The 22670-nt window shown below is 67.7% G+C and carries 21 protein-coding genes; 8 read left to right on the top strand and 13 right to left on the bottom strand.

From position 1 onward, the window contains the following. Positions 1 to 7 precede the first annotated feature (7 nt). The 4 genes from ACQP1O_RS02680 to ACQP1O_RS02665 form a co-directional block, all read right to left on the bottom strand. Entirely contained in the window at positions 8 to 649 is a 642-nt protein-coding gene (locus ACQP1O_RS02680; protein ID WP_433564336.1) for a hypothetical protein, read from the bottom strand. 465 nt (positions 650 to 1114) lie between these two features. After that, positions 1115 to 2110, bottom strand: coding sequence for a sigma-70 family RNA polymerase sigma factor (locus tag ACQP1O_RS02675; RefSeq protein ID WP_433564335.1), 996 nt, complete (start codon positions 2108 to 2110; stop codon positions 1115 to 1117). 105 nt (positions 2111 to 2215) lie between these two features. Next, positions 2216 to 3865 carry an acyl-CoA synthetase gene (locus ACQP1O_RS02670; RefSeq protein ID WP_433564334.1) on the bottom strand — a complete coding sequence of 550 codons (1650 nt, stop codon included), beginning with the start codon at positions 3863 to 3865 and terminating at the stop codon, positions 2216 to 2218. A 214-nt stretch (positions 3866 to 4079) separates the two neighbouring features. Then, a complete protein-coding gene (locus ACQP1O_RS02665; protein ID WP_433564333.1) occupies positions 4080 to 5126 on the bottom strand; it encodes an LLM class F420-dependent oxidoreductase in 1047 nt (348 codons plus the stop codon). Positions 5127 to 5218: 92 nt separating this feature from the next. On the opposite strand from ACQP1O_RS02665, the gene ACQP1O_RS02660 reads away from it, so the two are divergent. Genes ACQP1O_RS02660 through ACQP1O_RS02645 form a run of 4 tightly spaced genes read left to right on the top strand, consistent with a single transcriptional unit; the run spans position 5219 to position 8812 of the window. Next, the gene (locus tag ACQP1O_RS02660; RefSeq protein ID WP_433564332.1) at positions 5219 to 6184 is read left to right on the top strand and encodes a Zn-ribbon domain-containing OB-fold protein; all 966 of its coding nucleotides are present in this window, start codon (positions 5219 to 5221) and stop codon (positions 6182 to 6184) included. 17 nt (positions 6185 to 6201) lie between these two features. Further along, positions 6202 to 7236, top strand: coding sequence for a thiolase domain-containing protein (locus tag ACQP1O_RS02655; protein WP_433564331.1), 1035 nt, complete (start codon positions 6202 to 6204; stop codon positions 7234 to 7236). After that, the gene (locus tag ACQP1O_RS02650; RefSeq protein WP_379398122.1) at positions 7233 to 8399 is read left to right on the top strand and encodes a thiolase domain-containing protein; all 1167 of its coding nucleotides are present in this window, start codon (positions 7233 to 7235) and stop codon (positions 8397 to 8399) included. Before ACQP1O_RS02655 ends, ACQP1O_RS02650 begins: the two co-directional genes overlap by 4 nt. Further along, positions 8396 to 8812, top strand: a complete 417-nt coding sequence (locus ACQP1O_RS02645; protein ID WP_433564330.1) for a nuclear transport factor 2 family protein — start codon at positions 8396 to 8398, stop codon at positions 8810 to 8812. Before ACQP1O_RS02650 ends, ACQP1O_RS02645 begins: the two co-directional genes overlap by 4 nt. A gap of 118 nt (positions 8813 to 8930) precedes the next feature. Here the strand turns inward: ACQP1O_RS02645 and ACQP1O_RS02640 are convergent, their stop codons facing one another. Then, positions 8931 to 10127, bottom strand: coding sequence for a cytochrome P450 (locus ACQP1O_RS02640; RefSeq protein ID WP_433567563.1), 1197 nt, complete (start codon positions 10125 to 10127; stop codon positions 8931 to 8933). A gap of 206 nt (positions 10128 to 10333) precedes the next feature. On the opposite strand from ACQP1O_RS02640, the gene ACQP1O_RS02635 reads away from it, so the two are divergent. Both ACQP1O_RS02635 and ACQP1O_RS02630 read left to right on the top strand, forming a co-directional pair. Continuing rightward, on the top strand, positions 10334 to 11500 hold the full coding sequence (locus ACQP1O_RS02635; RefSeq protein WP_433564329.1) for a steroid 3-ketoacyl-CoA thiolase: 1167 nt from the start codon (positions 10334 to 10336) through the stop codon (positions 11498 to 11500). Between the two features lie 358 nt (positions 11501 to 11858). Further along, positions 11859 to 12275, top strand: coding sequence for a helix-turn-helix domain-containing protein (locus ACQP1O_RS02630; RefSeq protein WP_011207048.1), 417 nt, complete (start codon positions 11859 to 11861; stop codon positions 12273 to 12275). A gap of 586 nt (positions 12276 to 12861) precedes the next feature. Here the strand turns inward: ACQP1O_RS02630 and ACQP1O_RS02625 are convergent. From ACQP1O_RS02625 to ACQP1O_RS02595, 7 genes are all read right to left on the bottom strand, one after another. Then, complete coding sequence (locus tag ACQP1O_RS02625; RefSeq protein WP_433564328.1) at positions 12862 to 13893, bottom strand: hypothetical protein; 1032 nt, start codon at positions 13891 to 13893, stop codon at positions 12862 to 12864. Between the two features lie 34 nt (positions 13894 to 13927). Further along, positions 13928 to 14440 carry an ImmA/IrrE family metallo-endopeptidase gene (locus ACQP1O_RS02620; RefSeq protein WP_354831205.1) on the bottom strand — a complete coding sequence of 171 codons (513 nt, stop codon included), beginning with the start codon at positions 14438 to 14440 and terminating at the stop codon, positions 13928 to 13930. A gap of 10 nt (positions 14441 to 14450) precedes the next feature. Next, on the bottom strand, positions 14451 to 15737 hold the full coding sequence (locus ACQP1O_RS02615) for a hypothetical protein (protein WP_433564327.1): 1287 nt from the start codon (positions 15735 to 15737) through the stop codon (positions 14451 to 14453). A 571-nt stretch (positions 15738 to 16308) separates the two neighbouring features. Further along, entirely contained in the window at positions 16309 to 17388 is a 1080-nt protein-coding gene (locus tag ACQP1O_RS02610) for an NAD(P)H-dependent flavin oxidoreductase (protein WP_433564326.1), read from the bottom strand. Next, positions 17385 to 18143 (bottom strand): CoA-transferase subunit beta, encoded by a 759-nt coding sequence (locus tag ACQP1O_RS02605; RefSeq protein WP_433564325.1) that lies wholly within the window; start codon positions 18141 to 18143, stop codon positions 17385 to 17387. The genes ACQP1O_RS02610 and ACQP1O_RS02605 overlap by 4 nt, the downstream gene beginning before the upstream one ends. Then, the gene (locus tag ACQP1O_RS02600) at positions 18143 to 19021 is read right to left on the bottom strand and encodes a CoA transferase subunit A (protein WP_433564324.1); all 879 of its coding nucleotides are present in this window, start codon (positions 19019 to 19021) and stop codon (positions 18143 to 18145) included. Before ACQP1O_RS02600 ends, ACQP1O_RS02605 begins: the two co-directional genes overlap by 1 nt. 15 nt (positions 19022 to 19036) lie before the next feature. Then, a complete protein-coding gene (locus ACQP1O_RS02595) occupies positions 19037 to 19801 on the bottom strand; it encodes an enoyl-CoA hydratase family protein (protein WP_433564323.1) in 765 nt (254 codons plus the stop codon). Positions 19802 to 19851: 50 nt separating this feature from the next. Here ACQP1O_RS02595 and ACQP1O_RS02590 point away from each other — a divergent pair, with 50 nt between their 5' ends. After that, positions 19852 to 20646, top strand: coding sequence for an SDR family oxidoreductase (locus ACQP1O_RS02590; protein ID WP_433564322.1), 795 nt, complete (start codon positions 19852 to 19854; stop codon positions 20644 to 20646). 28 nt (positions 20647 to 20674) lie between these two features. Further along, positions 20675 to 21586: an SDR family oxidoreductase gene (locus ACQP1O_RS02585; protein ID WP_433564321.1), complete on the top strand. Its 912-nt coding sequence runs from the start codon at positions 20675 to 20677 to the stop codon at positions 21584 to 21586. 179 nt (positions 21587 to 21765) lie between these two features. Here the strand turns inward: ACQP1O_RS02585 and ACQP1O_RS02580 are convergent, their stop codons facing one another. Then, positions 21766 to 22599, bottom strand: coding sequence for an SDR family oxidoreductase (locus tag ACQP1O_RS02580; RefSeq protein WP_433564320.1), 834 nt, complete (start codon positions 22597 to 22599; stop codon positions 21766 to 21768). Positions 22600 to 22670: the final 71 nt, after the last annotated feature.

The raw sequence follows: 22670 nt of genomic DNA, 5'->3' as shown, positions 1-22670 counted from the left end.
TGTGCCGTCAGCTCAGCACCCCGAGGTCACGCACCCGCACCCCGAGCTGGAATCGGGTGCTGACCCCGAAACGGACCATCAGCTGCGCGACATAGCGACGGTAGGTGCGCAGCGACACCCCCAGCGCTCGGGCCGCCGTCTCGTCTTTCGCCCCGGCGTACAGCTGCTCGACCACCGCGAGCGCCACCGCGTCCAGCCCGCGCTCCCCCAGCTCCAGGTGATCGCGGAGCTGACGCGCGGAATGCCAGGTGCGGACGGCGAATTGGTGCACCACGCCGAGCAGCGCCGGTTCGGCCACCAGCAGGCCGCGCGGTTGCTGCCCGGGCGCGGCCGACCACAGCGCCGCCCGCTCGCGATCGACGATCAGCACATTGCAGAAGTCGGTGTCGGTGACCCGGATCTGCGAGCCGACCGCGAACTGCCGAAGCACCGACTGCCGTCCACGCGCGCCTACATAGGCGGCCGACAGCAGCAGCCGGACCTGCTTGCCGGCGGCATGCAGCTGCCGGAAAACCGTGTCCTCGGAACCGTATTCGGTCTCCGGCCGGACAGGCCGGGCGATGGCCATGACGGCCTCGTGGCGCACCCCCACCAGCATGCGGCGCAGATTCTCCGCCCACAGCTCGTCCGCGTGCAGCTCTACTGTCATCACGCACCTCTCGTGAGCACCTGTGGGAGAGCATATTTCGATTCCGGGTCGATCGGCTCAGTCATCGGCGATGCCCGCCGATCGAATCCGGAATTCGAACGGGGGTGGGACAACCCGTGCCCGCCCGAGGTGTGCGCCGACGACAACCGCCGTGGCTCGCGACCCCGGCGAGATATCAGTGTTTCGGATGAACCGCATGCGCTGGGTGTCACCCAAAAAGGGTGAGTCGCCGATCTTGACCGGTGGCGGCGCCGACGTGAAGGTAGGGGAACCGGCTAGTTCGTGCGGAGCCTCCGATCAACGGCGATCAGCGACGGCCACCGATGTCCTCCGTCTTTCGACGGAGGTTGCGCGCCAAGCCGGTCCGCGGGCCGGAGTTCACCCGTCATCCGAGGTGTGGATGGAGGGGGACCGGCCCGCGGAACACCCCAATGGTGCGCTGCGACAGACGGTGACGAGCCCGCCCTAGTTCGAGCCGAGCTCCATGGGCAGGCCGAACAGCGGGAAGAGCTTCTCGGTGTCGAGGAAGAAGGTGAGACCGGAGATGCGGTCACCGTCCAGTTCGAGAGTGGTGATGGACCAGGGGATCCAGCGGCCGGGCTCGTCACTCGGCTTGTAGTGGCCGAAGGCGGGTAGCCCGTTGGCGCCGGCCAGCGGGATCATGCGGGAGTCGCGGCAGGCGTGGCCGGTGCCGAGCATGAAGGCGGCCACGTTCTCGGGACCGGAGATCCACAGCGAGAACGGCGGCATGGACAGGGCCACATCGGCTTTCAGCAGGTCGGTGAGGGCGTCCATGTCGTAGGCCTCGAAGGCCTTGACGAAATCGTCGACGAGTTTGCGCTGCTGCTCGTTGTTCTCGTCGAAGGGGTCCGACACCGTGGCCGTCTCCTGCACCTTCGACATGGTGGCGCGGGCCCGCTGCAGGGCGCTGTTCACCGAGGCCGGGGAGACATTGAGCATGTCGGCGGTCTCACCCGCCGAGAAGCGCAGCACCTCGCGCATGATCAGGATGGCGCGCTGACTGGCCGGCAGATGCTGCACCGCCGCGACGAAGGCCAGGCGCAATGTGTCCTTCGCGCTGGCGGCCTCGGCGGGATCGGCGCCGAAGGCGAGGGCGTTCGGAATCGGTTCCACCCACACGTAATCCGGCTCCGGCGGGGGCAGCTGCGAATCGGGGGTCGAGGGACCAGTGAGATCCATGGGTCTGGCGCGGCGCTGCGGACCGTCCAGCATGTCCAGACAGACATTGGTGGTGATCTTGTACAGCCAGGACCGCAGACTGGACCGGCCCTCGAAGGAGTCGTAGGACTTCCACGCCCGCGTGAAGGTCTCCTGCACCGCGTCCTCGGCTTCGAACGAGGACCCGAGCATTCGATACGCGTAGGCGCACAGCTCCCGCCGATGCCCCTCGAAAGACCGCAGTACATCGTCGGAAACGGTGCCGCCCACCTTCTCGCTCATGCCAGACAGCGTCGCACAGCCTACCGACAAGAAACACCCGCGAAAAGGTTGGTGCCCGTCTGCGATCGCAGACGGGCACCGGCACATGCCACGAGCTGAGCCGTGTTACTTGGTGTTCGAGGCCTGGGCGTGGTTGTCGGCCTCGCGGGCCTCGGTCTGCGCCTTGGCCCACTTGTAGTCCGGCTTGCCCGCGGGCGAGCGCTTGATCTCGTCCACGAACCACAGGCTGCGCGGCATCTTGTAGGAGGAGATCTCCTTGACCAGGGTCGGCCGCAGTTCCTCCAGCGTCGGGCGGGCGCCGCCACGGCACTGCACGACCGCGACCACCCGCTGGCCCCAGCGCTCGTCCGGCACGCCGACCACGAGCGCGTCGAAGATCTCCGGGTGCGCCTTGAGCGCGCCCTCGACCTCTTCGGGGTAGATCTTCTCGCCACCGGAGTTGATGGACACCGAGCCGCGGCCCAGCATGGTGACGGTGCCGTCCTCCTCCACGCGGGCGAAGTCGCCGGGGATCGAGTAGCGAACGCCGTTGAACACCTTGAAGGTTTCGGCGGTCTTGACCGGGTCGTTGTAGTAGCCGAGCGGGATATTGCCGGTCCGCGCCAGCATGCCGACCTGACCGGAGCCGGGCGCGACCTCGTTGCCCTCCTCGTCGATCACCTTGGTGGAGCCGTCGATCTTCACCCGCGGGCCGCCGGTGTGCGTGGCGCCTTTGGCCGCCACGGCCAGACCGCCGAAGCCGGTCTCCGAGGAACCGATGGAGTCGGTGATGAGCGCGTTCGGGAAGTTCTCGATGAACTGATCCTTCAGTGCGGGCGAGAACAGCGCCGCGCTGCTGGCCAGCACCCACAGGCTCGAATGCTGGTACGCCTCACCGGTTTCCGCATTGCCCTCGGCCAGCGCGTCCAGCATCGGACGGGCCATGGCATCGCCGGTAATGAAGATCATGTTGACGCCGTGCCGCTGAATCGCCTGCCACACACCGTGTCCGCTGAACTCCGGCAGCATGACGGCCTTGCCGCCGTCGAACAGGCTGTGCAGGGTCGCGGTGAACGCGCCGCCGTGGATCAGCGGCGGAATCGGGTAGCGCACCATCGGCGAGTTGCCGCTCGCGCCGCCCTTGGACTGCTCCCACTCGTCCTGGATGAATTCACCGGTGTAGAAGTTGATGCCGCCGCCGAGGACGCGCCACCAGTCCTCCTGCCGCCACATGACGCCCTTGGGCATGCCGGTGGTGCCGCCGGTGTAGATCATCATGATGTCGTCGGAGGAGCGCTCGCCGAAATCGCGCTCGCCGCGCGAGCCTGCCAGCGCCGCTTCGTATTCCACCGCGCTCGGGGGCAATGGCAGGTCGGTGCCGTCCTCGACGGTGACGACCGCCTTGATCTTCGGCACGTTCGGCAGCACATTGGCCACCCTGTCGCTGTACCGCCGCTCGTGAATGAGCGCGACCATATCCGAGTTCTCGAAGATGTACTGCAACTCGTTCTCGACGTAGCGGTAGTTCACGTTGATCATGACTGCCCGCGCCTTGAAGATGGCCACCATGGCCTCCACGGCCTCAATGGTGTTGCGCGAGTACACGCCGACCTTGTCACCCGGCTGCACACCCTGATCCTGCAGGTAGTGCGCCAGCCGGTTGGCTCGGTCCTCGAGCTCGGCGTAGGTCACCGAACGAGCGTCGTCAACCAGCGCGACACGTTCCGGCATGAGGTCGATGGTGTGCTCGACAAGGTCCGCAATGTTGTAGCTCACTGCTTCAAAATAGAACGTGTTCTTGTGTGTGACAAGCCACAGATTCGGCTTTGGTCCAGTGACCGGATGTGCCCCCTGTCACACCCTACGGCGACTTACGCTGATTTGGAACAGATACGAAAGGGCGCGACCCACTCACTGGGGCGCGCCCTTTCCAACCGGCCGCGAAGCGCTTCCGCGAGGCCGGATTTCTGGAACTAGTTCTACGACCGAATCAGTGTCCGTGCGACTCGATCAGCGGGCGCAGCGCCTCGAACTGCGCCACGTCGCGGACACCCACGAGCATCATGGTGACGCCGGCCTGCTCCCACACCTTCAGCTGCTCACGCACCTGCGCCTCATTGCCGATGATGGTGGTGTCGAGGATCAGCTCGTCGGGCACGACCGCCGCGGCCTCCTCCTTGCGGCCGGTGCGGAACAGCCGGGTGATCTCGTCGACCTGCTCGCCATAGCCCATGCGCCGGTACACCTCGGCGTGGAAGTTGAGTTCCTCGGCGCCCATGCCGCCGATGTAGAGCGCCATGACCGGGCGCAGCCGATCCAGTTCGGCCTTGGGGTCGTCGGTCAGGATCACCTGCGCGGTGGCGGCGATCTCGAAGTCCTCGCGCGAGCGCCGCGCGCCCGGGCGCGAGAAGCCCTCGTCGAGCCACTCGTTGTACATGTCGGCCAGCCGCGGCGTGTAGTAGATGGCCAGCCAGCCGTCCGCGATCTCGGCGGTCAGCGCGACGTTCTTGGGCCCTTCCGCACCGAGCCAGATCGGCAGGTCCGAGCGCAGCGGGTGGGTGATCGGCTTGAGCGGCTTGCCGAATCCCGTTGCGCCCGATCCGGAGTAGGGCAGCGCGTAGTGCGGGCCCGCACTGGTCACCTTGCCCTCGCGGGCCAGCACCTGCCGCACGATCGAGACGTACTCGCGGGTGCGGGCCAGCGGCTTGGCGAACGGCTGCCCGTACCAGCCCTCCACCACCTGCGGGCCGGAGACGCCGAGGCCGAGGATGTGCCGGCCGCCGCTGAGGTGGTCGAGGGTCAGCGCGGCCATGGCGGTGGCGGTCGGCGTGCGCGCCGACATCTGCACGACGGAGGTGCCCAGCCGAACCCGGCTGGTGTCCGAGCCGTACCACGCCAGGGGCGTGAAGGCGTCCGATCCCCAGGACTCCGCGGTGAAGATGGCGTCGAAGCCGGTCTCCTCCGCGGCCAGCACCAGTTCCCGATGATTGGCGGGCGGCTGCGCGCCCCAATATCCCAGTTGCAAACCAAAGCGCATTTCCATGTCCTTCCTAGAACATCCGGGGCTGGTCGTCAGGGCCGCAGCCCGTACTCTTGCCACCGTCACTAGAACCTGTTCTACTCGATCTCGTGACTCTGGGGAACACCGAAATACTGTCCGCACCGCTGCGGATGCAATTCGACTACACCCGCTCCACCGGTCCGATCATCGGTCGCTTCCTCACGGAACTGCGATCCGGCAAGGTCGTCGGGGTGCGGGGTTCCGATGGGCGCGTGATCGTGCCGCCCGCGGAATTCGATCCGGCCACCGGCGAGGCGCTGTCGGAGTTCGTCGGCGTGTCCGACGTCGGCACCGTCCAGACCTGGTCCTGGGTGGCCGAGCCGCTGCCCGGTCAGCCCTTCGACCGGCCCTTCGCCTACGCGCTGATCAAGCTGGACGGCGCGGATACCGCCATCCTGCACGCGGTGGATGTGACCTCCCCGGCCGACATCAGCACCGGCCTGCGGGTGCGGGCGCGCTGGGCCGCCGAGCGCACCGGCGACATCCACGACATCGCGGCCTTCGAACCGGGCGAGACCTCTGCCGCCCCGGCCGATTCCGCGAGTGATGCCGAACCAGTGACCGGCATCGTGACCCCGGTCGACTTCTCCATCAAGCACACCGCCGCGCCGCAGGAGGCCGTCTTCCTGAAGGCCCTCATGGAGGGCCGCCTGCTGGGCGCCCGCGCCCGGATGGACGGCAAGGTGTACTTCCCGCCGCGCGGCGCCGACCCGCGTGACGGCTCGCCGACCGACGACTACGTCGAGGTGTCCGACAAGGGCATCGTGACCACCTTCTGCATCGTGAACGTGCCGTTCATGGGCCAGCGCCTCAAGCCCCCGTACGTGGCGGCCTATGTGCTGCTCGACGGCGCCGACATCCCCTTCCTACACCTGGTGCTCGGCGTCGAGGCGAGCGAGGTCCGGATGGGTATGCGGGTGGAGGCGGTGTGGAAGCCGCGCGAGGAGTGGGGCCTGTCCATGGCCAATATCGACCACTTCCGGCCGACCGGCGAACCCGACGCCGACTACGACAGCTTCGCGCACCACCTGTAGAGAGGCGCTGAACCACCTTGAACCACAAGGCAACTGACATCGCGGTCGTGGGCTTCGCGCACGCGCCGCACGTGCCGGAGACCTTCGGCACCACCAATGGCGTCGAGATGCTCGCGCCCTGCTTCCAGGAGCTCTACACCAAGCTCGGCATCGGGGTCTCCGATATCGGCTTCTGGTGTTCCGGCTCCTCGGATTACCTTGCCGGACGCGCCTTCTCGTTCATCTCCGCCATCGACTCCATCGGCGCGGTGCCGCCGATCAACGAGTCGCACGTGGAGATGGACGCGGCCTGGGCGCTGTACGAGGCGTGGGTGAAACTGCGCTCCGGGCAGGCCGAGACGGCGCTGGTGTACGGCTTCGGCAAGTCCTCGGCCGGCACCCTGCGCCAGATCCTCACCCTGCAGACCGACCCGTACCTGGTCGCGCCGCTGTGGCCGGACTCGGTGTCCATCGCCGGCCTGCAGGCCCGCGCGGGCCTGGACGCGGGCCGCTGGACCGAGGCGGACATGGCCGCGGTGGCCGCGCGCAGCACCGGCTCCGACGCCGAAAAGCTGCTGGCCGCACCGAAGGTCGCCGATCCCTTCCGCGCCCATGACATCGCGCCCATCACCGACGGCGCGGCCGCCATCGTGCTGGCCGTGGGCGATCGCGCCCGCGAGCTGTGCGAGCGTCCGGCCTGGCTGACCGGCATGGCCCACTACATCGACACCCCGGTGCTGGGCGCGCGCGACCTGACGGTCTCGGCCTCGGCCAAGAAGGCGGCCGACGCCCTCACCGGCGGCGACGCGAGCGGCTTCGACATCGCCGAGCTGCACGCGCAGTTCAGCCACGAGGAGCTGATCCTGAAGCAGGCCATCGGCCTGAACGGCACCACCCGGATCAATCCGTCCGGCGGTCCGCTGTCGGGAAATCCGATGTTCGCCGCGGGCCTCGAGCGCATCGGCTTCGCCGCCACCGAAATCATCAACGGCACCGCGAATCGCGCACTGGCCCACGCCAGTTCGGGCCCCGCGCTGCAGCAGAACCTGGTCGCCACCCTGGAGGCACGATGACATTGCCAGCCGCGGTGCTCGGCACCGGACAGACCCATCACGTGACCAAACGGTCGGATGTATCCATGGGGGGCATGGTCCGCGAGGCCATCGACCGCGCCCTGGTGGACTCCGGCCTCACCATGGCCGATATCGACGCCGTGGTGGTCGGCAAGGCCCCCGACTTCTTCGAGGGCTCCATGATGCCGGAGCTGTTCCTCGCGGATGCCCTGGGCGCCACCGGAAAACCGCTGCTCCGGGTGCACACCGCCGGTTCGGTGGGCGGCTCGACCGCGATCGTCGCGGCCAACCAGGTGCAGGCCGGCGTGTACGGCAAGGTGCTGGCCATCGCATGGGAGAAGCAGTCGGAGTCCAACGCCATGTGGGCGCTGTCGAATCCGGTGCCGTTCACCATGCCGGTCGGCGCGGGTGCGGGCGGCTACTTCGCCCCGCACGTCCGCGCCTACATCCGCCGCTCCAACGCCCCACTGCACGTGGGCGCCATGGTCGCGGTGAAGGACCGCCGCAACGGCGCACGCAATCCGTTCGCGCACCTGCACCAGCCCGACATCACCCTGGAATCCGTGATGTCCTCCCAAATGCTGTGGGACCCCATTCGTTTCGACGAGACCTGCCCGTCCTCGGACGGCGCCTGCGCCATCGTGATCGGTGACGAGGCGTCCGGCAAGGCCGTGGAGGCGCAGGGTAAGAAGGTGGCCTGGGTGCACGGCACCGCCATGCGCACCGAGCCGCTCGCCTACGCCGGCCGCGACCAGGTCAACCCCAAGGCCGGTCAGGAAGCCGCCAAGGCGCTGTGGAAGCAGGCCGGGATCACCAACCCGCTCGAGGAGATCGACGCGGCCGAGATCTATGTCCCGTTCTCGTGGTTCGAGCCCATGTGGCTGGAGAACCTGGGCTTCATGCCCGAGGGCGAGGGCTGGAAGCTCACCGACGCCGGGGAGACCGCCATCGGCGGGAAGCTGCCGGTCAACCCCTCCGGCGGCGTGCTCTCCTCGAACCCGATCGGCGCCTCCGGCATGATCCGCTTCGCCGAGGCCGCCAAGCAGGTCATGGGCCGGGCCGGCGACTACCAGGTGGAGAACGCCCGCAAGGCCTACGGTCACGCGTACGGCGGTGGCTCGCAGTACTTCTCGATGTGGGTCGTCGGGAGTGAGCAGCCGTGACCACCACGACCGAACACCCGGCCCGGGTAGCGGGCACGGCATCGCAGGCCGCGGTACGGGCGAAGAACAAGGAGGCCTGGGTGGCGTTGTTCGCCGCCGACGGGATCGTGGAGGACCCCATCGGGCCGTCCTTCTTCGATCCCGAGGGCGTCGGGCACCGCGGCGCGGAGGCCATCGCGGCCTTCTGGGACAAGGCGATTGCCCCCACCGAGTCCATCGAGTTCCTCTTCGACGACTCCTTCGCCTGCGGTCGTGAGGTGGCCTATACGGGCCGCATCCGCACCACCATGGGCGGTCATATCGTCGACGCGGAGGGCGTCTTCACCTACAAGGTCGACGAGGACGGGAAAATCCTGGCCCTGCGCGCCTTTTGGGAGACCGAGCGCGCCATGGCGACGATGAAGAAGACCTAGACCTCCGGTCGGCACACGAAAGACGAAGCGGGCGACTGGATTCATCCAGTCGCCCGCTTCCTTTTCTCCGCCCCGAGGAGTGAGAGGGGGGAACGGGGCGGATCAAATCATCTGCGGCTCAATGCTTCACAGGGCAGGTCTTGTAGTCGACCTGGAATTCCTTGATGCCGTTGAGCCAGCCGGACTGCAGCCGTCGCGGATCTCCGAGCTTGGAGATGTCGGGCATGTGGTCGGCGATGGCATTGAAGATGATTTCGATCTCGAGTCGGGCCAGGTTCGCGCCGATGCAGAAGTGCGCGCCGGTGCCGCCGAAGGACAGGTGCGGGTTCGGATCACGCAGGATATTGAAGGTGTACGGATCCTCGAACACCTCCTCGTCGAAGTTGGCCGAGCGGTAGGACAGCACCACCCGCTGCCCCTTCTTGATCTGCACGCCACTGACCTCCACGTCCTCGAGCGCGGTGCGCTGGAACGAGCTGACCGGGGTGGCCCAGCGGATGATCTCGTCGGCGGCGGTCTTGGGCCGCTCCTTCTTGAAGAGCTCCCACTGATCCGGGTTCTCCATGAACGCGATCATGCCGTGTGTGGTGGCATTGCGAGTGGTCTCGTTGCCCGCGACGGCCAGCATCATGACGAAGAAGCCGAATTCCTCCGGCAGCAGCGCCTCGCCGTCCATGTCGGCATTGATGAGCTGGGTGACGATGTCGTCGGCCGGGCAGGCCCGGCGGGCCTCGGCCATTTGGTACGAGTAGCCGAGGATCTCGGTGGAGGCGGTCACCGGGTCGGCGTCGCTGTCCGGATCGTCGTAGCTGGTCATGTCGTTGGACCACTTGAACAGCTTCATGCGGTCTTCCTGCGGCACGCCGATCAGCTCGGCGATGGCCTGCAGCGGCAGCTCGGCGGCCACCTGCTCCACGAAGTCACCGGTGCCGGAGTCGGCGGCGGCCTTCACGATGGCCTCGGCCCGGGCGGTCAGCTCGGCCCGCAGGCCGTTGATGACGCGCGGGGTGAAGCCCTTGGAGATGATCTTGCGGAGCTTGGTGTGCTCCGGGGCGTCCTTGTTCAGCAGGACGAAGCGCTGCAGATCGATCTGCTCGCGGGTGATGTCGTCCTGGAACCGCGGGATGGCGGTGTTCTCATAGGTGGAGAACACGTCGTCGCGCCGCGAGACGGTCTTGACGTCGGCGTGCTTGCTGAGCACCCAGAAGCCGTCGTCGGTGAAGCCACCGACCTCCGGTGACTTCGGGTTCCACCAGATGGGGGCGCTGCGGCGCAGTTCGGCGAGTTCTTCGACCGGGACCCGGTGCGCCCACATTTCCGGGTCGGTGACATCGAATCCATCCGGCACATCGGGCCGGGCTGCAGTGTCGACCACCAGCAGTCTCCTTTGACCAACTGAAACACGTTCTACCGCTATTGAAGCACAGGAGGTAAAACAAGAGAAGGGACTAGGTATTGGTCCGGAACAGGCTTACGTTACTGGTTGTGAACTCGTTGCAGTTCTAATCCGGAAGGAAAGACATGGGTACTCCCGTCATCGTCGAGGCCGCGCGCACTCCCATCGGCAAGCGCAATGGCTGGCTGGCCGGCCTGCACGCCGCCGAGCTGCTGGGTGCGGCACAGAAGGGCGTGCTCGAGCGCGCGGAGCTGAACCCCGCGCTGATCGAACAGGTCATCGGCGGCTGCGTCATGCAGGTGGGCGAGCAGGGCAACAACGTCACCCGCACCGCCTGGCTGCACGCCGGGCTGCCGTGGCAGACCGGCGCCGTCACCATCGACAACCAGTGCGGTTCGGCGCAGCAGGCAGCGGGTCTGGTGGCCGGCCTCATTTCCACCGGCGCCATCGAGGCCGGCATCGCGTGCGGCATCGAGTCCATGAGCCATGTTCCGTTGGGCGCCAACGTCGGAACGCACGCCGGCCCGCGCCGGCCCGCGTCCTGGAACATCGACATGCCCAACCAGTTCGAGGCCGCCGAGCGAATCGCCAAGCGGCGCGGCATCACTCGCGACGATGTCGAGGAGCTGGGCGAGCGCTCGCAGCGACTGGCCGCGCAGGCGTGGGCGGAGGGCCGCTTCGACCGCGAGGTGCTGACCATCAAGAACGCGCCGCAGGTCGACAAGGAGGGCAACCTCACCGGCGAGTTCGCCGACATCAGCCGCGACCAGGGTCTGCGCGAGACCACCCGCGAGGGCCTGGCGAAGCTGAAGCCGGTGCTGGAGGGCGGAATTCACACCGCCGGCACCTCCTCGCAGATCTCCGACGGCGCGGCCGCGGTGCTGCTCATGGACGAAAAGGCCGCGCAGCGTGAGGGATTGCGCCCGCGCGCCCGTATCGTGGCGCAGTGCCTGGTGGGTGGCGAGCCCGAATTCCACCTGGACGGTCCGGTGCAGGCGTGCGAGCGACTGCTCGAGCGCAGCGGCATGACCATCTCCGACATCGACTTGTTCGAGATCAACGAGGCTTTCGCGTCCGTGGTGCTGTCGTGGGCCTCGGTGCACAAGCCGGATTTCGATCGCGTCAACGTCAATGGCGGCGCCATCGCGCTCGGCCACCCGGTCGGCAGCACCGGATCCCGCTTGATCACAACGGCTTTGCACGAGCTGGAGCGCTCGGACAAGAGCACCGCCATGGTCCTGATGTGCTGCGGCGGCGCCCTCGCGACGGGCACGATCATCGAACGGATCTAGTCCCTCAATGATTTTCGGCCAGGTTGAACGTTCATCCTGCTGGCCCCGAAACGTGGCGTACGCCACACACTCACCGGCGCAGCCAGGAAGATGAGACGTCAGCTATCTTATGGCTACCCGTGGCCCGTCCGGGAAGAGCCTCGCGACGGGCCAGAACCGGGACTCTTAAGCCCTCAGCAAGAACCGTAGGGTTAGCCCGCAAACGCCCAAGCCACGGCGGGTGAAGCGGATGACCGCCTAGAAGCTTCAAGGAAATCGCGAATCAGGCGTAGGTTTTCAGTTACTGAGCCGCTAATATCAATGATACGTATCCGAGATAACGACTGTTAGTACAGCGAAGGGAATTGGGCGGCTCACAATGGCTGATTTCGCGGCGCGGCTGAACAAGCTGTTCGAAACCGTGCATCCCCCGGGGCGTAAGCCGCACACGAACGCAGAGGTGGCGGCCGCCTTGACGGCATCCGGCCATCCGATCTCGAAACCGTATCTGTCGCAGTTGCGGTCGGGACAGCGCACGAACCCGTCGGATGAGACGGTTGCAGCGTTGGCAAAGTTCTTCAAGGTCAAGCCGGACTACTTCTTCAACGACATCTACGCGGCGAAGATCGATCACGATCTCGAGCTGCTGTCCCAGCTGCAGGGCTATGGACTCCGTCGTCTGTCGAGTAGGGCGTTCGACCTGTCCGAAGAATCTCAGAATCTCCTCACCTCTATGGCGGAGAAGTTGCGGGCAAGCGAAGGACTGCCCGAAATTCCTCCGGACGGCACGGAATAGGCACTGCCACAGAGCAACACAGTGCGGCTAGCTCGGAGGCCGCACTGTGTTGGTTTGTTACAGGGCTTCTCCGGACTCGACATGGACGGGTCACCGGCACTGCTTGCAGGGCAGTGCCGGTGGCCCGCCGGACCATTCGGTCCGAGTGATGGATGTTGCACCGGTCTCAGCGTGCTGAGGCCATGTGGCGTAGACCCTTGCGCTGGTGCAGTATGCACAAACCTGGCATTACGCCGACTGGGCAAGTCCGGTCGGTCTAATGAGTTGTTTTGTGCACTATGTCGTTTTGTGCACTGGGAGTGTTTCGGCCTCCAATGCACCATCCGCGACAAGCAAGAGTGACAACATCTACTGACAAGCAAAGTCCCGTACTGCGCACGACGGGTTCGATGAGACGAAACCTCGGATACGAAGTCTCATCGTGCAGGGCCCGCCGGAATGCCACGCCCTTGGCAATCGCGCGCGGTGCGGGTCTTGCGCATTTGCGACAAGATCGCAATTGAGTCGGTGATCTCCGCGTGATCAAGTTCGGAGCCCGTCGGAGGGCAATCCGCAGATCCGCCGAATAGTAATGGAAAAGTAATGACTACCGTTGTGCGGAGCCCTGAATCGTGCTCGGCGACGCGGCCGCCGTCGCGTCATAGGCGCGGGCGATGGCCTGCACCCAGCCGCGCGGACTGACCCCCGCCGGCGGTGAGATCCAGCGACCGTCGATCACCACCTCGCCGAACGGATTCCGCGACCACTCGGCCACCCGCTGCGCGCGCTCGGCCACCGAGACCGGCGGCGTACCCGCCGCAGCCAGCTCCACCCCGCCACCGGACTGTAGGTAGAGCGCGTCCATGATCTGCGCGACCTGATCGGAAGCCTTGAGCTGCGTGCCCGATCCGGTCTGCTCGTGCGCCACCACCTCCGGGAAGCGCCCGATCAGCACCCGGTGCAGGGTGCGAATCTGCTCGAGCAGCACCCGGGCTCGCCACCACAGCTCGATCACGATCCACACCGCGCCGATGGCGATGAGCATGGCCGCGATCTGCCACATCGGCCAGAACCAGCCCTCGTCGCCCGGCTTCGGCATCGGCGCGTCGCTCACCTGGCGGCGAATCGACATCGCCGCCAGCACACCGACCACCGCGGTACCGGTGGTGTAGAGCGCGATGCCGCGGCCCAGCGTGGTCCAATCCAGGTTGCGCACACCGGTAACCACGATGAACACACACTCCAGCAGCACGATCGCCCAGCCGAAGGTCAGCGACCAGAGCAGCGTGAGAATCATGGCGATCGCGCCGCCGGCGTAGATCATCATGCCGATCTGACGCAGATTGCGGCGCGACACCACCGGCCACGCCGCGGCCGCCACCACCGAGGTGGCGGTGGCGAACATGATCCATGCCGCGGTGACCACCCGGTCGCCCAGCCACTGGCCGTGCACGCCACCCGGCGCCATATGGTCAACGGCCAGAGCGATTTCCGGCACGCCGACGGTCACCGCCAGCGCCACCGCGGCCACCGCGATCACGATCGCTACCCGCGCGGTGGTCGCCGGTTTCACCAGCACGCGCCCGACGCGTGCACCCGAGGCCATCCACACCAGCATGGCCGTCACCCAGAAGGTCATGCCGCATCCTTTCGGGGATAACCGAAGGACTCGCTCATCCCAACGCCTCATCGAATCGAAGGACCGAGACGCCCGCGCCCCGGCTGTTGAACACGCGCAGGCGGGTCATGAGCATGCTCGCGAAAGTCTCTGCCTCCCACTCGCATTGCTCGTCGTCGCCCAGATCGATGGCCTTCTGATGCGCGCGCTGGCTGAGCATGTAGGCGATGAGGTCGTCGCTGGCCTCCAGCACCACCTCGGTCGCCGCCTCGCCCGGATGGTCGAAGACGATGTGCCCCAGCTCGTGCGCGAGGGTGTGCTCCCGACTGGGCAGCGACTGCGCCAGCACGATCACATCCCGATCCGGATAGCTGCGGCGCTGGCCGCACACGCCCGGACCCAGTTGGGCACTGGCGATCTCGATGATCCGCCGCCGCTCCGCCGAGATGGCGAGCACCACCTCGTCCAGGTCGGTGGCGTCGAAATCGGCGGCCACCGCGCACACCGCGTCCACCGCGGCGGCCACCCGGCGGTAGGACCCGATGCTATGCGCCTTGCTCCCGGTCATCGTGGTCCCCTCATGCCCTCGGTCCGAAGAAAGCAGCGCGCGCGGCATCGACGCGCGCCTGGGCCGCGGACGCGCTCTGGAAGCTCACCGCGCCCGAGCCGGTGCCCACCAGCGCCATGGCGATCAGCCCGCCGATCACCGACAGTGGCTTCCACTGCGGTAGCCGGGTGTTGTTCGAGGTCGGCTTCACATCCGGATTCGGCTGGGCCAGAACGGGAGCGGGCGCCGGCGCGGGGGCCGGCGGAGGCGGTGGCGCGGCGGGCGCGGCCTCCGGCTCGGGCAGCGCGGCCACCGGGGCCACCACGGCGGGCAGCTGCGGCACGGCCGGGGGCTTCGGAATCTCCAGCGGCACCGGCGGTACCGCGGGTGCGGCGGGCGGCGGGATCAGCAACAGCAGCAGCGGCGAGGCGCAGACCGCGGCGGAACCGAGCCCCGCCGATCCGAGCCCCGCCGAACCCACGGCGGCCGAACCGAGATCGGCCGAGCCTGCGGCGGAACCCGCTCCGGCCGAACCGGCACCCGAGCCCGTCGCGGCCGAACCCGCACCGGTGCCGGCCGAGCCCAGGCCGGTGAGCGCACCGACCGCGGAACCCACACCGGCGGAACCGATTCCCGCGGAACCGACCGCGGCCGAACCGGTGCACAGCGCGGCCAGTCCGGCCGAACCCGTCGCAGCCGAGCCCACCGCGGCCGAACCCGTTGCGGCCGAACCCGTGCCGAGCAGCAGGCCCAGCAATGCGGAGCCGGTGCCCACGCCCGCGGAGCCGACGCCCGCCGAGCCCAGGCCGAGCACGCCCGCGGTACCGAGACCGGCGGAACCGACTGCGGCCGAACCGGTTCCGAGCGCAGCCGAACCGGTGGCCGCCCCGGCCGAGCCGGTACCGGCGACGGCCGAACCCAATCCCGCACCGGCGGAACCGGTTACGACGGAGCCGACGCCCAGGGCCGCAGAGCCGGTACCGCCCAGCACGGTGCCCAGTCCGGCCGAACCGACACCGGCGGAGCCGACACCGGCGGAGCCGGTTCCGAGCGCGAGCAGAACGGACAGCAGATCCTGTGGTCCGGCCACCGGGGTGACGGGCTGCGGACCAGTGGCATCAATTGCCCGTGGTTGCGTGACGGCGTCCGCCTGCGGTTGCGAACCGCCGGAAGCGGGCAGGGTAGGATCCTGGCCCGCGGGTACGGGATCGAGCGGGATGCTCCCCGGCTGCGCCTCGGCAACCGCGGGCCCGAGCAGCGCCGAACCGGTGACAGCTGCGATCACTGCCACCAGGCGCATTGCACGATCGACGATCATGCGACAGCCATCCCCTCATCGATACCGCGCACTTGGCTTCCTCCGCACCGGGGTACGGAATCCCGATCCGCACCAGGCAGATCGGGACAGGTTTCGAGCTCTCACTGTCGCCCCGATTGCCGGACTGTTGCGGAACGCGGCCATCGTACCGGTCACCAGGGCAATCCGCGCAAGTCCCCGAATGCGTTAGGGGGGCCTACAAACCGTACGCCTGCGCGACACCCTATGTAGCCAATATCACCAGCGGCCCAGGCCAATTGGCCCGGGCCAGGCCCTTCGGGCCGGACCTCACCGTCGAGACAGAACAACTGTGAGGTCCGAAACCTCGTACGAAAGCCGACAAATCAGGCAAAAGGCAGCTAACTCGCAGGTGCCCCCGCCGACCCGACATGGATCCACACGATGGGCCCCAACGTTGCGTCATGGTCGGCAGAACGCGCGAAGCCGCCCCCGGGCGAGAGGTTCCGGGGACGGCTCGGCGCGCGCCGGATGGGCGCGCGCAAGGATCCGAGGGTTGGCCGGATCCGGGTGCGCGGTCGGGCTGTGGTGGCCGCGCACGTTCGGGGACGCGTCAGGCGGTGGTGGTGACGCGGTAGGTGTTGAGGCTGTCGATGCGCTCGATGGCCTCGATGATGATGCGGTCGATGAGGTCCTGCACGGTGGGCAGGTCCTCGATGATGCCCGCGGCCTGGCCGGAGGCGAGCACGCCCGCGTGGGTGTTGCCCTCCACCAGACCGGCTTTCAGCAGCATCGGGGTGTTGGCGGCCATGATGACCTGGGACCAGGTGAGGCCCTTCTGCTTCCGCATCCCGATGCCGTCCTTGATCATGGTCGACCACTTCATGCCGGTCATGCTCTTGAACTTGACGGCGTTCGAGACGGCGGCGGTGAGTCCGCGCAGGCCGCTGGAGTGCTCCAGCTTGTCCACCAGTTCGGTGTTCAGCACGCGGTGCGGCATGCCATCGACCTTCTTGGAGACGACGGTGTCCTGCAGTCCGCGCTTGAGGTACTCCTGCTTGACCGAGTCCGGGACGCTCGAGTCCTGGGTGAGCAGGAAACGGGTGCCCATGGCGACGCCGGCCGCGCCGTAGGACAGCGCGGCGGCCAGGCCGCGGCCGTCGAAGAAACCGCCACCGGCGACCACCGGGATGTCGACGGCGTCGAGAACGGACGGCAGCAGCAGAGTCGTTGCGACGGAACCGGTGTGCCCACCGCCCTCACCGCCCTGCACGATCACCGCGTCCGCGCCCCAGGAGGCGACCTTGACCGCGTGCTTGGCCGCGCCGATGGACGGCATGACGACCACGCCGTTGTCCTTGAGCTTGGCGATGAGCTCCTTCTTGGGGGCCAGCGCGAAGGAGGCCACCTTCACGCCGTCGCGGATCATCATGTCGATGCGGTCGGGCGCGTCGGACAGGTCGGCGCGGATGTTCACGCCGAAGGGCTTGTCGGTCTTGGCCTTCGTCTTGGCGATGGCCACCTCGAGCTCGTCGAGGGTCATGGTCGCCGAGGCGAGGATGCCGAGGCCGCCGGCATTGGCGGTGGCCGCGACCAGGCCCGGACCGGCGACCCAGCCCATGCCGGTCTGCACGATCGGGTGCTCGATGCCGACCAGTTCGGTCAGCGGCGTCTTGAGCCTTTGCGCGGTCATGCCGTCACTTCCTTCTCACGGAAGCCCTTGGGGTCCAGCACGGTCCGGATGATGGTGAGCTCTTCCTCGGTGGGCAAACGGGTTTCGCCCGCCTCGGCCAGCCCGGCGATCTCGAAGGAGGTGTTCTCCGCGACCTCGTCGGCGGTCACACCCGGGTGCAGCGACAGCGCGCGCAGGGTGTGGTCCGGGCCGTTGAAGTCGAACACGCCCAGGTTCGAGACCACCCGGTGCAGGTGGTGGAACCGGTAGGCCGGGTTCTCGGAATCGACCTTGTCGTAACCGATTCCGGAGACGATGTCGACCTGGTCGACGAACACCCGCTTGTTGTGCTTGGGCACGAAGTAGCTGGTGGCGTGGTTGATGGTGTTGCCCGGCGCGCCGCGCACACCGAACATCTGCCGGGTCGGCTGCTGCAGCGGACCGAACGCGGACAGGTTCTGGTTGCCGTACTTGTCGATCTGGTTGGCGCCCATGACCACATGGCGGCGACCGGAATTCACCACATCGAAGACCTTCGAGAACGGAATCCAGCCCTCGATGGGCGCCTTGCCGCCGATCGGCGGGATCTCGGCGAAGAACAACGCCTCACCGTCGGACAGCAGCAGATCCGGCTCGAAGGTGAGCCGCGCCAGCCGCGCGCCGATGGTGGTGACGGTGGACATGGGCGAGGCCATGATCTCGCCCGCGCCCCGGAAGATCTCGGCGGCGGCGACGACGCAGATCTCGGCCCGAGTAATGGTGGTGGTGTCGCTCATTACTTCTGCTCCTCGGCGAAAGCCTTGACGGCGGCCTGGTATTCGGCCTCGGACACATCCAGGTAGCGAGCCTTGAACTCGGCCCACGACTCGGGCGTCTTGGCGGCCTCGACATAGTGGCGCTGGAACTTCTCGTCGCGGCCGTAGCTGCCGGAGAAGGTGAAGTGCGCGCCGCCGGGGGCCTCGACCACCCCGTCGACCATCATGCGATTGAGGATGAGGGCCTGCGTCGGAACGGCTTTCACCAGTTCCTCGGTCTCGACGAGACGGTCCACCGACAGGTAGCGCTTCTCGGCGGAGAGCAGGTACAGGTCGTCCATGTACGGGTCGACGCCGGTGTAGGCGGCATTGCCGTGCTTGTCACCCAGGTCCAGGTGCACGAAGGCGGCGTCCAGGTTCAGAGCGGGCATGGCGACGAGGGTTTCACGGCGACCGTCCGCATCGGCGTACGGGGACTGGACGGTTTCGAGCTCGCCCTCCCAGAAATCGAGGACGGCAGAACCCAATCCGGCGCGGATCGGCAGGAACGGCAGACGGGCCGCGGCGGCCTGCAGACCGCACTTGACCATGCCCTCGTCCATCTCGCGCACGGTGATCGCGCCCTCGGTGCGGGCCTTGGCGAACCACGGGTCGTAGAACGGCGCGGAGTCCAGGGACACGAAGCCGTAGTAGGCCTTGCGCACCTTGCCCGCCGAGCACAGCAGGCCCAGATCCGGGCCGCCGTAGGTGACGACGGTCAGATCGGTGATGTCCGAACGCAGCAGGGCGCGCACGAAGGCCATCGGCTTGCGCCGGGAACCCCAGCCGCCGATGCCGATGGTCATGCCGCTACGGAGCTCGCCGACGACCTCGTCGAGGCTCATTCGCTTGTCGCGCATATTGTTTCGCCCCTTCTACTTTGCTTTTTTCTGAGCGGCCAGATCGTCGTCGAAACGCGCCCGGATCTCGTCGGCCACGCCCGCGAGGTTGAGCTCCATGGTGAAGCCCTGCTCGAAGCGGTAGGAGCGATGCACGTCCTGCACGTCGATGCCGTTGAGCGCCTTCTTGGCGGCGCGGATGACGCGGCCGTCCTTGTTGGCGATGTTCTTGGCGACCTCCATGGCGGCGGCGTCGAGTTCGGCGCGCGGCACCACCTTGAAGACCGAGCCGTAGTGGTGCAGCTGCTGCGCGGTGAGGGTGCCCGCGGTGTAGAACATGGTCCGCATCAGGTGCTGGGGGACCAGTCGCGCCAGGTGGGTGGCCGCACCGAGCGCGCCGCGGTCGACCTCGGGGAGGCCGAAGGTCGCGTCGTCGGAGGCGACGATGACGTCGGAGTTGCCGACCAGGCCGATGCCACCGCCGAGGCAGAAACCGTTCACGGCGGTGACGACCGGAACCTCGCAGTCGTAGATCGCGGCGAAGGCGGCGAAGCAGCCGTGGTTGGCGCGGATCAGGGCGGTGTGCCCGGTGTCCGCGTTCATCTCCTTGATGTCCACGCCCGCGTTGAAGCCGCGACCCTCGGCGCGCAGCACCACGACCCGGGTCTCCGGGTTGCGGCCGGCGGCGGTGACGGCATCGGCCAGGGCGAACCAGCCGTCGGACGGCAGAGCGTTGACCGGGGGGTAGTCGACAGTGACGACTTCGACGCCCTCGGTTTCGGTGTGACGGTTGATCCCCATCGAATGTCCCATCGTTGGCAAAACAAGCAAGTGCTTGGTAGGTTAGCACGGTGGGAATCGAAGTAAACCTGTCCGGCTCGGTCGTCCTGGTCACCGGCGGTGTGCGCGGCGTCGGCGCCGGCATCAGCCGGGTCTTCCTGGACGCGGGCGCGACCGTGGTGGCCTGCGCGCGACGGCCCGGCGACACCCCCGTCGAGAGCAATGGCCGCGGCATCGACTTCCTGCCGTGCGACGTGCGCGACCCGGACTCGGTGCGCGGGTTGATCGAGGCCATCGTCGAGAAGTACGGGCGCTTGGACACCGTGGTGAACAATGCCGGTGGCGCGCCCTTCGCCCTGGCCGCCAACGCCAGCGCCAACTTCCACGCCAAGATCGTGCAGCTGAACCTGCTGGCGCCGCTGCTGGTTTCGCAGGTCGCCAACGAGGTCATGCAGAAACAGGAGACGGGCGGATCGATCGTGATGATCTCCAGCGTCTCCGGGCATCGGCCCTCCCCGGGCACCGCGGCCTACGGTGCGGCCAAAGCCGGTGTGGACAGCCTGGTTTCGTCGCTCGCGGTGGAGTGGGCTCCGAAGGTGCGGATGAACTCCGTCATCTGCGGCCTGGTCAACACCGAGTCCTCGCACCTGCACTACGGCGACGAGGAGGGCATCGCCTCGGTGAGCCGAACGGTTCCCATGCAGCGCATGGCGACGCCCGAGGACATCGGTCGTACCGCCGCGTTCCTGGCCTCGCCCCTGGCGGCGTACGTCACCGGCAGCGCGCTACTCGTGCACGGCGGCGGCGAGAAGCCCGCCTTCCTCGAAGCATCCACCGCAGACGTCCCCGCCGTCTCGGGCCGCTAGACCGATCGAACACGAAGAGGTAATCGATATGACCGACAACAAGATCTGCGACGGCCGCGTCGTCATCGTGACCGGCGCCGGTCGTGGCATCGGCCGTGCCCACGCCCTCGCCTTCGCCGCCGCCGGCGCGAAGGTGGTCGTGAACGACCTCGGCGCCGAGCTCGACGGCGCCCCCAGCCCGGACTCCCCGGCCGCGCAGGTCGTCGAGGAGATCAAGGCCCTCGGCGGCGAGGCCATCGTGAACGGCGACGACATCTCCGACTGGGAGGGCGCGCGCCGCCTGATCCAGACCGCCGTCGACACCTTCGGCCGCCTGGACGTGCTGGTCAACAATGCCGGCATCGTCCGCGACCGGATGCTGGTCAACCTCGCCGAGGACGAGTGGGACGCGGTCATCAAGGTGCACCTCAAGGGCCACTTCGCGCCCATGCGGCATGCCGCCGAGTACTGGCGCAACGAGGCCAAGGCCGGTCGCACCCCCGAGGCCCGCATCATCAACACCAGCTCCGGCGCGGGCCTGCTCGGCTCGGTCGGCCAGGGCAACTACTCCGCCGCCAAGTCCGGCATCGCGGGCCTGACCCTCACCGCCTCGGCCGAATTCGCGCGCTACGGCATCACCGTCAACGCCATCGCCCCGGCGGCCCGCACCCGGATGACCGAGACGGTCTTCGCCGACATGATGGCCGCTCCCGAGGACGGCTTCGACGCCATGGCCCCGGAAAACGTCTCGCCGCTGGTCGTCTGGCTGGGCAGCGCCGATTCCGCCGGTGTCACCGGCCGTATGTTCGAGGTCGAGGGCGGCAAGGTGACCGTCGCCGACGGCTGGCGCCACGGCGCCTCCATCGACCGCGGCGCCCGCTGGGAGCCGGCCGAGCTGGGGCCGGTCGTGCGCGACCTGCTGTCCAAGGCCACCACCCCGGAGCCGGTCTACGGCGCGTAACCTCCCCCGCCTCTCCGGGTCTTCAGCGGACGGCAGAGAGCCCTACCGTTGGCATTCCGTGCCGGCGGTAGGGTGCCCCGACCGTTCTGGACGTACCCGGTGAGTTACCCCGATCTCGCGAAATCGGTCGTTCCGTATCCGATTACTGATCTGCTCCGGCGCAAGCTGCGCTGTGCCCGCTACTTCTTGCGGATGCCGGAGACCAGGGCGAAGAGGGTGTCCAGGACCGGGGTCGGGGTGAGCGAGGTGGCCACCACCTGGATCTTTCCGGCGAGGCCCGGGATATAGCGGGCCCTGGGGTGCTTTGCGGTGAGGGCCTTTTCGACCTCCTTGACCACCGAGTCGACCGGGGCCGCGATCTTCGGGACCTGCTGGGACATCTTGCGCAGGCCCGCGAGGTGGGCGCTGTACAGCTCACGCTGGGCATCGGTGAGGTGGGCGGTCGTGGTGTCGACCATGTCGGTCGCGCCGAACCAGAGGTCGGTGGCGATCGGGCCGGGCTCGATGAGGGACGTGCGGATTCCCCAGGGGCGCAGCTCCACCCGGAGGGCGTCGACCAGGCCCTCGAGGGCGAACTTGGAGGAGTTGTAGGCACCGGTCCCGGGGGTGGAGATGCGGCCGGACAGCGAGGAGATGAAGACCACGCGGCCGCGAGTGGCGCGCAGGCGCGGGAGAACGGCCTGGGTGACCGCGACCGCACCGAAGACATTGACCTCGAACTGGTTTCGGAGGGTCTCCAGATCGAGGAGCTCGACCGGACCGTCGGCGACGATGCCCGCATTGTTGACCACGGCCGTCAGGTCGGCGGGCAGCACCTCGTCGAGGGCGGCGATGTGGTCCGGATTCGTGACATCGAGGATGACCGGAGTGATGCGGGAGTCCGCCGCGACCAGCTCCTCACCGTCGGAGAGCTTGCGGACGCCGGCGTAGACCTGCCAGTTCTGCTGCGCCAGACGCAGGCAGACGGCCTTGCCGATGCCGCGCGCCGCGCCGGTAACCAACACAGAGTTCATGGAGGTCAGCCTAATTCGGGCCGGCCGAACCGGCGCGCGGGAATTGCGGATGCCGTCCGGAGACGGGGGTG

Origin of the sequence: Nocardia sp. CA-151230 (assembly GCF_050942175.1) — a bacterium.
GTDB lineage: Bacteria > Actinomycetota > Actinomycetes > Mycobacteriales > Mycobacteriaceae > Nocardia.
This window is presented reverse-complemented; position numbering and strand designations above follow the sequence as displayed.